This window comes from Pseudanabaena sp. FACHB-2040 (genome assembly GCF_014696715.1).
In the GTDB taxonomy this organism is placed as follows: domain Bacteria; phylum Cyanobacteriota; class Cyanobacteriia; order Phormidesmidales; family Phormidesmidaceae; genus JACVSF01.
The window spans coordinates 1-11,252 of sequence record NZ_JACJQO010000025.1 but is presented as its reverse complement, the minus strand read 5'-3'; the positions used below and the strand labels follow the sequence as shown (position 1 = coordinate 11,252).

The 11,252-nt window shown below is 45.6% G+C and carries 12 protein-coding genes; 8 read left to right on the top strand and 4 right to left on the bottom strand.

Features of this window, described 5'->3' with window-relative positions:
- The first annotated feature begins 273 nt into the window (after window positions 1-273).
- Window positions 274-459: a Uma2 family endonuclease gene (locus H6G13_RS29570; protein WP_190488415.1), complete on the top strand. Its 186-nt coding sequence runs from the start codon at window positions 274-276 to the stop codon at window positions 457-459.
- Between the two features lie 265 nt (window positions 460-724).
- On the opposite strand, the gene parA is transcribed toward H6G13_RS29570, so the two are convergent.
- Window positions 725-1,384, bottom strand: coding sequence for a ParA family partition ATPase (gene parA, locus H6G13_RS26020; protein WP_190488414.1), 660 nt, complete (start codon window positions 1,382-1,384; stop codon window positions 725-727).
- A 183-nt stretch (window positions 1,385-1,567) separates the two neighbouring features.
- Between parA and H6G13_RS28395 the strand changes: the two genes are divergently transcribed.
- Window positions 1,568-1,987 carry a hypothetical protein gene (locus H6G13_RS28395; RefSeq protein WP_199306906.1) on the top strand — a complete coding sequence of 140 codons (420 nt, stop codon included), beginning with the start codon at window positions 1,568-1,570 and terminating at the stop codon, window positions 1,985-1,987.
- Window positions 1,988-2,089: 102 nt separating this feature from the next.
- Here the strand turns inward: H6G13_RS28395 and H6G13_RS26010 are convergent, their stop codons facing one another.
- A complete protein-coding gene (locus tag H6G13_RS26010; RefSeq protein WP_190488413.1) occupies window positions 2,090-3,148 on the bottom strand; it encodes a PDDEXK nuclease domain-containing protein in 1,059 nt (352 codons plus the stop codon).
- Between the two features lie 420 nt (window positions 3,149-3,568).
- Complete coding sequence (locus tag H6G13_RS26005) at window positions 3,569-4,225, bottom strand: TetR/AcrR family transcriptional regulator (protein WP_199306905.1); 657 nt, start codon at window positions 4,223-4,225, stop codon at window positions 3,569-3,571.
- Window positions 4,226-4,354: 129 nt separating this feature from the next.
- On the opposite strand from H6G13_RS26005, the gene H6G13_RS26000 reads away from it, so the two are divergent.
- Both H6G13_RS26000 and H6G13_RS25995 read left to right on the top strand, forming a co-directional pair.
- Complete coding sequence (locus H6G13_RS26000) at window positions 4,355-5,767, top strand: cytochrome P450 (protein WP_190488411.1); 1,413 nt, start codon at window positions 4,355-4,357, stop codon at window positions 5,765-5,767.
- A 679-nt stretch (window positions 5,768-6,446) separates the two neighbouring features.
- Complete coding sequence (locus tag H6G13_RS25995; protein WP_190488409.1) at window positions 6,447-7,736, top strand: M12 family metallo-peptidase; 1,290 nt, start codon at window positions 6,447-6,449, stop codon at window positions 7,734-7,736.
- Window positions 7,737-8,500: 764 nt separating this feature from the next.
- Here H6G13_RS25995 and H6G13_RS25990 read toward each other — a convergent pair.
- Window positions 8,501-9,010, bottom strand: a complete 510-nt coding sequence (locus tag H6G13_RS25990; RefSeq protein WP_190488407.1) for a hypothetical protein — start codon at window positions 9,008-9,010, stop codon at window positions 8,501-8,503.
- A gap of 255 nt (window positions 9,011-9,265) precedes the next feature.
- On the opposite strand from H6G13_RS25990, the gene H6G13_RS25985 reads away from it, so the two are divergent.
- From H6G13_RS25985 to H6G13_RS25970, 4 genes are all read left to right on the top strand, one after another.
- On the top strand, window positions 9,266-9,538 hold the full coding sequence (locus tag H6G13_RS25985) for a hypothetical protein (protein WP_190488405.1): 273 nt from the start codon (window positions 9,266-9,268) through the stop codon (window positions 9,536-9,538).
- 77 nt (window positions 9,539-9,615) lie between these two features.
- Window positions 9,616-10,020 carry a hypothetical protein gene (locus tag H6G13_RS25980; protein ID WP_190488403.1) on the top strand — a complete coding sequence of 135 codons (405 nt, stop codon included), beginning with the start codon at window positions 9,616-9,618 and terminating at the stop codon, window positions 10,018-10,020.
- A gap of 114 nt (window positions 10,021-10,134) precedes the next feature.
- Window positions 10,135-10,683 carry a transglycosylase SLT domain-containing protein gene (locus H6G13_RS25975; protein ID WP_190488401.1) on the top strand — a complete coding sequence of 183 codons (549 nt, stop codon included), beginning with the start codon at window positions 10,135-10,137 and terminating at the stop codon, window positions 10,681-10,683.
- A 39-nt stretch (window positions 10,684-10,722) separates the two neighbouring features.
- Entirely contained in the window at window positions 10,723-10,977 is a 255-nt protein-coding gene (locus tag H6G13_RS25970) for a hypothetical protein (protein WP_190488399.1), read from the top strand.
- Window positions 10,978-11,252: the final 275 nt, after the last annotated feature.

Sequence of the window (11,252 nt, the reverse complement as noted above, 5' to 3'; positions counted from 1 at the left end):
CAAGTGCAGCGTCTAGGCCTGAGCGCGAGTCAGATGATGCAGTTCATCGCCGAGAAGTTTGAGGGACGGCGGCGAAGTGAGCTAAAGGATAGTGAACTAGTGACGTTGCTCTATCATCTGCAAAACGTAGACCCCAAGCTACTGCCTGAGTAGTCGAACTGGCCCTAGGAGCACCTCTGGAAGCCGACAGCTCAACAATTTGCCGATAATAGTTGCTAGACCACACAGAGACAGCCCAAAGTCCCTGGCCGTAGTACGTGAGGCGTGATCTTAATGACTCAAGCAGCAGCTCGAACCCTGACGTTCGAGGAATATCTGGCTTACAACGACAGAGCAGATACCCGCTATGAGCTCGTGAACGGGGAGTTGATCGAGGTGCCGCCAGAGAGTGACCTAAACGGATTGCCTTGTTCCTCTTTGCTTACTTTTTGGGACAGGGCGTCTCTTACGCTTACTTGAGGATGAAGACCGAGATCGCAGTGAGTGGTGCGCGGGTGACAGTGCTAGCGTTGAAAGAGGGACTGTATGAGGAATCCGTGTTTGAGGGGGAAACTCCTATTCTCTTCAGTAGCTTAAAGCAGCTTGAACTAACGGCAGCTCGACTTTTTAGAGAACCGGCTTGAAGGATGAAAGTACTGAGATGATGAAGTCTCACTACTTCGAGCATTGCTCATTCTGTTTTAACTGTATAAACCATGCAAACTATTTATACAGTTTGCATGGTTTATAGGCTTATAATGGCTGCTACCTCGTCGGTCAAATTTTCTATTTCTTTAATGGCTGCTGCTGCTTTCGCCCCGAAGCTATGAACGGTTTGACCAAACACAGCCGATTGACGATACACCTGTCTATGCTGAATGTTCGCCTTGGCCAGAGGAATGCCAAACTCCGGCAGGATTTCTAAACTTTCTTGGGCAAGTGTTGTCTTAGGCTGACACTGGTTTAGAATCAACCGCGCTGTCAAGGTTTCGTTCAACTCGCTGACGTTGTTGATGACCTGGCGAATCCCAACTGCTGCCCACATATCTAGGGGTGAAGGGATGATAGGGACCAGCGCTAAATCTGCGATGAGTAGAGCACTTTGGGGTACGGGCGAATCAGCGGCAGGTGGGCAATCAATCAGAATGCAGTCGTAGTCATCAATGAACTTTTTGACTTCACGATGTACTTTCTCGTTCGCTGCGCTCAGCCCGACAACCGATGCAGGAAAAGGATCTTCATCCTCAGCAGATGCGGCCCAACGGGTGGCGGTTCCCTGTGGGTCTGCATCTACAACCAGTACTTTCTTTCCACGCCGTGAGATAGCACCAGCAAGTTGCATGGTGGTTGTGGTTTTGCCAGAGCCACCTTTTTGATTGACCACGGCAATAATTTTAGCTGCCATAAGACCACTTCAAGTAAACTGTATAAACAGTTTTAATCGTTTATAGGTTTTATACTGTTTATGCTGCTTGTTTATTTTCGCATAGAAGTAATGCGGATTAACTTTTTAAACTGTATGTATAATTAATTTTGTTAAAACCATATATATAGTTTTAACTGTTCTTTGCTTGAACCTGAAGTCGTAATGGTGAAAAAAAACATGAAGTCGGCCTTGGCCGGCTCACTCAAGGCCGAAGACGATGCTGTCAGAATGCGTTTTGAGAAAGCCGAAAGTCTGTTTACTGCGAGGCAGGAGCAATTATCACCTCCCGTAGATGCCTCTTCTACAACCCCTTTACAGGGCCAGGAAATCTCTCCATCATCAGTCGAGCAGGAACAGGAGAAAGTTGTCCGTGATAGTTTTACTCTGCCTTCCTCAGACTATGAGTTAATCGCTCTACTCAAGCAGCGTTGCTTGGGCTCAGCGGTTAATGCTTCCAAAAGCGAGATCATCCGAGCAGGACTGCATGCCTTGAGGAACATGGAGGACAAGGATCTGCTTGCTATAGTTGAAGGACTGGAAAAGGTCAAAACTGGTAGACCTTCTACCAAAAAGAAAAGGTAATAACCGTATATATAGTTATTACAGTATGTATTCTTATACTTCTTTTCTGAAAGATCTCAAAAAAGCTGGCGTTTTTGTCTCTCTTGCCGTGTAGAACTTAAATTACTTATCCGAGGCAGCTTCTGCTTCGTTTGCAACCTCTGCAATAACCGTAGACAACTCCATCTCCAGCTGCTCAATGGAAGGGAGGTTGTCTTGAAGCTGATCAGGGAGGTGGTGGGTGGAGATAGCAACAGGGGTGCTAAGGTTTCGCAGGGCGTACTCGGCGGTGGTTTTGCTTTTTGACTTGCAGAGAATGATCCCTATCGTAGGGTTGTCGCTGGGATTTTTCAGCATGTCATCCACAGCCGACACGTAGAAGTTCATCTTCCCCGAATACTCAGGAATAAACTCACCCATCTTGAGGTCAATCACTACAAAGCACCTTAGGTGAATGTGATAGAAGAGAAGATCAAGGCGATACTCCCTACCATCTACTTCAATGGGGTATTGGCTCCCTAGGAAGGCAAAGCCCAGTCCTAACTCCAGTAGGAAATCTCGGATGTGATCAACAAGTCCTTTCTCCAGCTCCCGCTCTCGAGCACCCTTAGCCAGAGTAAGGAAGTCAAAATTGTATGGATCCTTGATTATTTGCTGGGCGAGGTCAGACTGGGGTGAAGGAAGCGTGCGATCAAAGTTGCTGATCGCACCACCTTGTCGCTTATACAGACCGCTCTCAATTTGCATCACTAAGACGTTGCGGCTCCATCCGTTCTCAATGGTTTGTTGGATATACCGAAGGCGCTCTTCCGGGTTCTTGACCAACTCTAGAATGCGGACGTTATGCCCCCAAGGAATTTGGCCAACAAGCTGTTGGCCAATTTGTTCCTCAGAGTAGGCATCCGCGAAGGCTCTCATATACTTGAGGTTTGAGCGGGAAAACCCCTTCATTTCGGGGAATTCCTGCTTCAAGTCTTTGGCCAGCCGCTCAATAATCCTGGCTCCCCAGCCCTCTTGCTTCTGCTTAACGAGGATTTCGCGGCCGAGCTGCCAATAGAGCCGGATGAGTTCCTGGTTGACGGCCAAGGCCGCTTTGACCTGAGCATTTCGGATCCGACCCTTCAACTCATCAAGAAAGGCGGCGTAGTTACTGTCTGATAGGAGGAAGGACTGTTTCGGCATGAGTACGACTATACCAGCGTACGCACCCTCTCATAAGTGTCCAAGTCCAGGACTTGAGACGTTAAGACAGAGCTCAAAGCCTCGCTGTCTCGCTAGTAAGCAAAGTGCTTATCTAGGTCCATGAAGCTTGGCTATGCTGAGTTAAGTTGATGTACTTGAATCCGCTGCATGAACGGCAACTACTCTACGAGGAATAAAGGGTTTCAGCCGTTAAGGGGAGATGAGAGAATAGGGGTTTGGGGCAACTGGCACATGACCTTTTAATCCATTTTACAGCCGACGCTGTTTGGTAACTGTCATAAGGGAATGAGATCACGCCTGCCTTTGCCCATCATCAGCTTCTCTCGGCAGGTGGGAGCCCACCCTACCAACGTGGGACTACGCCAGCAAATTTCTGAAGGCACTGGGATGCTCTAGAAATTATTTGTTGGGAGGAACTTTATCGATTGGGAAATAGCTTTGCAAATAACCTAGCATCATTCGTTTTGTTTCTGCGACTAGGCGTTGCCGAAAGCTCCCTTGTTGACTCAGCGATAACCATAACAAGGTTCCGATCGCATTGACTAATGTAAACGCAATCGCCTCATAGTCCGCCGGTTTGAGACCAGGGTAGTACTTTGACAAGACTATCGCCCAGTCCTGAATGAGCTGACGATCAGCAGCCGATTCAATCTTCCCTAATTCAGGAATTGCGTCCTGCACCTGCGTAAAGATGGCATGATAGCCAGGATAGTCCTTAAAGAATTGCTCGGCCGCATCAACAATCAACTCCACATACTCCGAGAGACTTGAATGAATCGTCTCAAGGGTGTGGAGTGTGTCAAATCGCTGTTGCAATACCCCTACATAGCGGCTCGTGAGTGCCTGCACAATCGCCTCTTTATCTGGGAAGAACTGATAAAGCGACCCAATCGAGACATTGGCTTTTGCTGCAATCGCGTTAGTTGTGGTGGCATTGTAGCCCTCGGCAATAAACATCTGTTCCGCCACATCCAAGATTTGATTGACTCGTTCTTGACTGCGAGCCTGCCTAGGATGACGGCGCATTCCGGGTAGTTTCGATATTTTTTCTGTCATGAGATTGTTTTCTGCAGCACCAATAAATGAGCAATACTCACATTTTTATTGACAAACCTGAGCATTGCTCATATTTTAAAACATGAGTTTTACTCATAATTTTACTCGTAACTACCAGAGGAATCTCCGATGAGTCAGAAGATCAGTCAAGAGATCAGCCAAGATTTGCTGACACTGCCGCATCCTCAAGTACCCGATGCTTTTGTGGAGTATAGCCGCGACCCGTTGGGGTTCATGACACGCTGTGCTCGTGAGTTGGGCGAGGTTGTGCCGTTGCAGTTTGAGGAAGAGATGTATTGTCTACTCACCAATCCTGATCACATTACCGAGGTGCTCAAGGATCGACTGCGCTTTATCAAAGCCAGGGAAACCCGGAGGCTGCGGGGATTGCTGGGAAATGGCTTGATCACCAATGAAGGAGATTTCTGGCAGCGGCAGCGACGGTTGAGTCAGCCTATCTTTCACCAACAGCGCATTAGCGGCTATGGGGCGGTCATGGTGGACTACACACAGCGAATGCTACGGACCTGGCAAGTGGGGCAAGTTCTGGATGTGCATGAAGCCATGATGCGGCTCACCCTAGATATTGTGATGAAAACCATCTTCAACCGCGATGTCAGCGACAGCGAAGCTAACCATGTCGCCCATGCCCTGGATGAAGCAATGGATTGGTACATGGCTGAGGGAGAGGATACAGACGAAATTCATCGCGAGAATTGGCTCGATCGCACTGTCAAAGCGATTCATCAAACGCTGCAATCGGTCGGCGTTAGCATAGGTGAATCCGATCGGCGCTACCAGGAGGCAATCGCCCAACTCGACCAAACGCTCTATGCCATGATTCGGCAGCGTCGTCGCAATCAGGAGACTGGAGAAGATTTACTCGGCATGTTAATGCAGATCGAAGATGCTGATGACGGCAGTCGGATGAGCGATCAACAGTTGCGTGATGAAGTTGCCACCATGATCCTGGCAGGTCACGAAACAACGGCGACTACCCTGTCTTGGACATGGATGCTATTAGATCAACATCCGCAGGTGCGTACCCAGTTGCAGACAGAGCTTGATCGAGTTTTACAAGGGCGGATGGCGACAGTTGCAGATTTACCCCAACTTCCCTATGCCAATTGGATCATTAAAGAAGCGATGCGGCTCTACCCACCTGTGACAGACTTAAGCCGAGAAGCCATAGAAGACTGTGAAGTGGGCGGTTATCGGATTGCCAAGGGAACCACATTGGTTATGAGCCAGTGGGTGATGCATCGCCATGAACGCTACTTTGCAGAACCAGAGAAGTTCGACCCAGAGCGTTGGGCTAATGATTTTGAGAACCAATTACCACGCGGCGTTTACTTTCCGTTTGGTGACGGCCCCCGCATTTGTATTGGCAAGAGCTTTGCCCTAATGGAAGCAGTGCTGATTCTAGTGACGATCGCCCAACAGTTTGAACTTCACCTTGTACCTGATCAATTAGTTGATCTTCAGCCTTCGATTACCTTGCGTCCTCGGCACGGCATTCAGGTGCAGCTAGAGGCAGCCTAATCTTGAAAAATTCTAAAGTGCTCGGTATCTCGCTTTTCGTTGCTGTTAAGGATATCGAGCGCTGGCAATATGAACTTTATCTACAGATCTGGAACTTACGATGAACCAGTCTTGTATCATCCAGTCCTGTTATGTCGGATTGCGTTTCTTACGAATCAAGTCTTACCCCTGGAAAACGCTAGCGATCTCGCCATTCAAGCTGCTGCTCGCCTCTGGCACCAGCCGTGCCACGAAGAATGTTGCTACATAAGAGCTGCCATAAAAATTGACTGGGCTGGAGTTTATGGCCTGCTCAACGATTTGTTGTGGTGAGGCGAGTCATGCTACGCTCTGCACTGCAATTGCCCAATTTCCGTTGGCTCTGGTTTGGTCAAACGTTTATTTTCACTGCCTCTCAGTTTTGGTTTGTGGCGCTAACCCCTTATCATGAGCCACTTGTATTAAAGAGATTGACATACCTGCAATGTTAAGTAAGGGAGCTTAATGAAGCTTAAATCTATAGCACTAGCAATTAGTTGTTGCGATTATTGAATGATTTGCTAGTTACTAAACATCTAACACTGACGATCTAGCCAAAGTCTTTCCAATCTTGACATCGACTCCGACTGAACGGAGCTTGGAGCTATTTGCCAGGTACAGTGATGTCAGTTCAATGTGAAAACTATATCGGAGTGGACATATGACGACTGAAAGTTATCCGGCTCTTTTTGTGGATGTTCCGGCAGAAACAGAAGAAGGCGTGAGTGATGCTGACATACTTGGTCCATTCGGCGTACGTGCCCGTCTGGTGCAGCTAACATCCGCAGCTTTTGAAGATGTCGAGCGAATCAACCTCAATCTTTTCCCGAGCAAGACGATGCACCGCATGCGCTTTTCGGCATCTGGCGGTGAACAACCGACTGATCTCGTTGCCATTCTGGAGCGTGGAAACGAAGAAGGCGGCGCGTCCGTTCGTCTGGGTACATTGGAAGATGATCCTGATAGCACTCTTTCGATCGTGGCGGTAGACAATATTGTCTCTCTCACTCTGTCGTCTCCCCGATATGGGTTGTTTGAGGCAACGGTGTTCAATGAGCAAGAGCGCATATACGTCCTCCGCGAACTTAACGAAGACGAACTGCCTGATTGCGGCGTCGGGCAAGACCGGGAGATTGATAATTTAAAGCAAGGCAATGATGCAAGCGAGAAGCGCGAGTATCGTGAGGTCGAAGAAGAGGTCGAAGAAGAGGTCGAAGAAGAAGTCGAAGAAGAAGTCGAAGAAAGCGAGATAGACATTAATCTTCTCGTCGTATATACGACCACGGCTCGGGAGTCCATTGGCGGCAATGCGGCAATGCGTGCAAGGATAGCGGAGGCAGTGGCACGATGCAACGAAGTGCTTAGCAAGAGCGCTCTGGATAGTATTCACATTAAGCTCGTACATACTGAGGAGTTGTCAAGCTACCGTGAGTTGTCTGGTGGTCTTGAAGATTTTACGACAATGCTCAACCAATTGGTGGCTGGAACAGCGACGGGTCTCACAGACCTGCATGCACTTCGCAACCGTGTCCGTGCTGATATGGTCAGTTTGTTTGTAGCAAACAGCAACCTTGGTGGCTTGGCTAACATCATGCAAAAAGATGAGGTATCCAATGTCTTTGCACGTGAAGCTTACAGCGTTGTTAGCTACAGCCTATCCACTACTAGCTGGTCACTAATCCACGAGCTTGGACATAATTTTGGATGCTGCCATGACGTAGATGACAAATCAATTACGGGGGTTCGTGAGTATGCAATAGGGCATTCGTTCACTGCTGACACGAAAAGATGGACAACTGTGATGGTGCGGAAGTCCGTGAAGGGCGCTCGCATTGGATATTTCTCCAATCCCAACGTCAATTACAAGGGTGTGGCGACGGGAGTAGCCGGGAAGCGAGACAATGCACGTGCGATACGTATAACCGCTGCGACCATAGCTGCGTTTCGCTAATGCGCGTTCGCCGAACTTCACGCTGAAGCTGTCCGATCCGAACCAGCTATGCTACCGCCTACATTCCGCACTTCCAACTAGCACATTGAGAATTAACGGCAGTCAGCTTACGACGATCACACCCTGCTCTATTCGCAACTAAATTAGTGTATTACGAGTAAAGGATGAGTAGTTCATTCGAACTAAATATTCTGAAACTCCTGCCTTGAATAGATTTGAGGCTTGATCTGATATTCCACAGGTTGATGGGAATTAATTAAGCAGGTAGTAACGACAGTAAGGCAACCAAGAAGCCGAATGGTTTTATTACGCTCATCAGCCAAATTACTGACCTGCTGAGCGGTTGCTAAAGTCACCAAATGGATTGCCTAAAACTTCTGCAGAATCTAATGGAATGTGGGGTGGGCAGTAGGTTTTTAGTTCAAAACGGTCTTGCCAGATCGCTCCAAATTACTGTCAGAGTTTGCGCTGAGCTAAGTTCGCCTTTGTATAGCAATGGAGAAGAAATGGCGCTAATGCTGAAAAGCTGGCTACTTGGAGCTTTCCGCAACCATGCTTGATTTGACACGTAATAGCTTGAACTGTCCAACTTTTGACTGTTTCTGAGACTGTTGATGCTGTAAAAGCTTAATTTTTCGTTGTTTTTGCTTGCTTACTAGCAACTAGACCAATCGTCGTAAGTGGGACAGTTTTTGCTTAACGACCATTTTTCCTCGGTTGCTATACAAAGGCGAACCAGAGAAGTCCTATCTAAGCTTTCTCTATCAAGAACACTTATCCCAAGTTGCCCTCCCATATCTCACATTGACATGTTCAACCTTATCAAACAAATTGGCGGGAAAATCAAATCGAACTGTAATAGGTCCTGTACCATCATCTAAACAGGTAACTTGAACATAAGAAACAATGGCAGCAGTGTGTAACACTTGCTTATTCCCATCCAATAGCGAGACCTTCGTAGTTTTATCTCTTATTGACCAACCCAGCGACCTTGTTGCGTAAGTAAAGACTCCCTGCCCCTTCAGCAATCCATCACTCTGATAGGTCATGATTGTAACTTTTGCATTCTCTATCTGACCAAATGGAGTTTGATTTGCTCCATAAAAAACAAAGGGATTTGGTTGCAAATTCCATGTACGAGACGAAACTGTTGCATCTTCCTGTATACCTAGAAGAACACTGACTAATCCCTGCGCTTTTTGAGTAGTCGGCAAAATGCTCTCTTGCGCAAGATCGTCAGAGAGTAATTGCTCCTCAGGATAGGCTTCTTCCATTTCGTTTATCACAGCTCAACTGCTCCTTGATACGCCAGTTACAAGTCAATCCTAAGTAGAACAAGCTTAACTGCAAGTTATTACTTCATCAACAAGTGTAAAAAATCGATACACAATTCCACAATTGCTTGTTCTACCCAATCATTAAGACATGAAACAGTTTATGAAGCTATCGCAGCTTACATTCAAAACTATTCTTATACGTAAAACCTCATCAGTGCTTTAATGTAGTTGCTCTAAACCTTTAAGAATTCTATGGCATACTCAGAGGCTAAGCCAGTCAGAATTAAATCTCCAGCTATCTCAATAACTGAAACAGAAGATGAAATTTTAATTGAATTTTTAAGTCTTGATCAAGCAATGGAATATTTTTCTAGTGAGGAAAGTAGGAGATTTACAGGAGGATGTGAATTAACAGGAATCTATCCTAACTACTCTTGCTCAAACAATGGTTGTAGTGGAAGTTGTCGCGTCAAAGAAACTATAGCAGCCGGAGGAGTACGCATCTATAGTTGTGCGTGCGAATAGTTCTTTGGTAAACAAGTAATCTTAAATACGCCATAAGAGCTTAGTTCTTGGCTTCACAACACAAGAGAAAAGTTGGCATGGAAGAAACTTTTAACGAATCTACTGAATTGACGTACTCTTCAAATTTTATTGAAGAAGATGAAGAGGTTTCACCGAGTGAAGCTATAAATGCTCAAACTCTTCCTTTGTATCTCGTTTTCATGAGAGCCAATCGCACCTATTACTCCTTCAGTTTAAATGGTGAAAACTTCCGACAGTTTAACGGAGGACCACTGAAGCGAACTTGTGAGTATAGCTACCCAGAAAGAGATAGATGTGCAATAGAAAAGAAATGGGTATATACAACGCAGATAACAGTCGATGTTGATTACGAGGTCAGGGTAGAAGTAAGGGACGATACAACAGGTCGATTTTTTGTTTCAACAGCTAACATTACAGCTAGAGCTAACTGGCCGTATGCTTGGATTGTTTACCCTCCCTAAATAGATCTAGAACAAAATACAGAGGTTGGGTCAGTTCCTGCGGTGGCTCAGCCTCTATTTCAATTTTTTAACGCAGTCTAGCGTAAGATCAATTTCTAAAAAATTGAAATATTTATGAGTGATTACCAGGCTGGTAAAGATATTCAAGCAATACAAAGTAGGCTAGACATACTTGAGAAAAGACTCAATCAGCTTGAATCAAGTAAAATTGGTCACTTTTACGAATATCCTTCAAGTTTAGGAGACTTATCAACAGAAGGTTACTATGTATCGAGAATTTATCTTGATATAAAACATGACCTTTTCACATTCCGACCTACCTCAGAAATCATTACCTCATATATAAAAAAACATCGCCCTAATTGGGATCAACCTTTTTCGGCTGAGGCATTAGCCAATCGTATAATAGAAGTTGCTGATGCTTTGCTTATTGATCCTCGAATATTTACAGGGTTAATCAGGAAAGAATCTACTTTTAATATGAATGCTGTTAGTCCAACTGGTGCTGTTGGTTCTACACAGATCACGTTGATTGCTGTAAAAGAATTCATGGACCAAGTTGGGATGACAATCAAGTCAAAACTTGACGCAGATAGAACAGCTGTTGATTTTTTTAGGGCTGCTGTTAAAAAGTTAATTCCAAATCTAGATCCATCAATCTAAAACTTCCAATCACAAACACAAGAAAATCAATGGGCAACTATGTTCAAAGATTGGATAAAATCATCATCATCAATACAAACAGCCGTAGGAGGCGTAATATTAAAAGTTTATTTAGGCTACCATTCAAAACAACAAGGAGATAGCAGTATAAAAGCTTTCTTATCGACAGATGCTGCCTCCATTGCTATTAGAGAGAGTATTTATGATAAAGCACTGCAATCATATAATGGTGAACCAGGAGACAGAAAAGTTCAATATGCAAAAGCCATATTAAATTTTTCAAGGGAAATTTGATACTCCTCCTTACTCTCATTTCAGAAAGGATAATCAAATGTGGTGTTTAGAAGCCTAAGCTGGGCAAAGAGGCTATGTAAACAGTATCAGCCAGCCAGTCGCCCAATTAGAGCTAATTTATAAAGAGAAACTAAAGCGCTGCAGGGTAAACTTGAGCAGCTAGAGTGCATCCCAGTCTTGTAGGACTAAGCAGAGAACCTGCCGTTAAGGTAGGCACAACGATGCAGTAGCACCTGTTGCACGTTATTCGAACTCCATTGAGCACCCGAGATCTT

Coding starts and splice junctions, on each gene's coding strand:
- H6G13_RS25980 (WP_190488403.1), top strand. CDS start 9,616: ATGGAAGAAACTTTTAACGAATCTACTGAATTGACGTACTCTTCAAAT.
- parA (WP_190488414.1), bottom strand. CDS start 1,384: ATGGCAGCTAAAATTATTGCCGTGGTCAATCAAAAAGGTGGCTCTGGC.
- H6G13_RS25970 (WP_190488399.1), top strand. CDS start 10,723: ATGTTCAAAGATTGGATAAAATCATCATCATCAATACAAACAGCCGTA.
- H6G13_RS25995 (WP_190488409.1), top strand. CDS start 6,447: ATGACGACTGAAAGTTATCCGGCTCTTTTTGTGGATGTTCCGGCAGAA.
- H6G13_RS25990 (WP_190488407.1), bottom strand. CDS start 9,010: ATGGAAGAAGCCTATCCTGAGGAGCAATTACTCTCTGACGATCTTGCG.
- H6G13_RS26000 (WP_190488411.1), top strand. CDS start 4,355: ATGAGTCAGAAGATCAGTCAAGAGATCAGCCAAGATTTGCTGACACTG.
- H6G13_RS28395 (WP_199306906.1), top strand. CDS start 1,568: ATGGTGAAAAAAAACATGAAGTCGGCCTTGGCCGGCTCACTCAAGGCC.
- H6G13_RS25985 (WP_190488405.1), top strand. CDS start 9,266: ATGGCATACTCAGAGGCTAAGCCAGTCAGAATTAAATCTCCAGCTATC.
- H6G13_RS26005 (WP_199306905.1), bottom strand. CDS start 4,225: ATGACAGAAAAAATATCGAAACTACCCGGAATGCGCCGTCATCCTAGG.
- H6G13_RS29570 (WP_190488415.1), top strand. CDS start 274: ATGACTCAAGCAGCAGCTCGAACCCTGACGTTCGAGGAATATCTGGCT.
- H6G13_RS26010 (WP_190488413.1), bottom strand. CDS start 3,148: ATGCCGAAACAGTCCTTCCTCCTATCAGACAGTAACTACGCCGCCTTT.
- H6G13_RS25975 (WP_190488401.1), top strand. CDS start 10,135: ATGAGTGATTACCAGGCTGGTAAAGATATTCAAGCAATACAAAGTAGG.